The organism is Flavobacterium cheongpyeongense, from assembly GCF_003202435.1.
In the GTDB taxonomy this organism is placed as follows: Bacteria; Bacteroidota; Bacteroidia; order Flavobacteriales; family Flavobacteriaceae; genus Flavobacterium; species Flavobacterium cheongpyeongense.
In genome coordinates, this window is the sequence record NZ_QJHK01000088.1 from 1 (window position 1) to 202 (window position 202).

General features: G+C 49.5%; 1 protein-coding gene. It reads left to right on the forward strand.

Annotated features, from left to right (window positions below; translation table 11 throughout):
- A partial coding sequence (locus DMB65_RS22320) for an Ig-like domain-containing protein (protein WP_165835027.1) occupies positions 1-202 on the forward strand: 202 nt, incomplete at both ends.

Sequence of the window (202 nt, forward strand, 5' to 3'; positions counted from 1 at the left end):
GTATTCCTTATGTAATTACAGACGGAACGACTACGGCTACCGCCAATGAATTGATCACGGTAACCCCAGTAAACGATGCACCGGTAGCCGTTGACGACAACTATACCGTAGCCGAAGAAGGCACCGTAACCCTGACCCCGTTAAGCTTAGATACCGATACAGATGGGGATACATTAAGCATCACCAGCATCAACGGCACAGC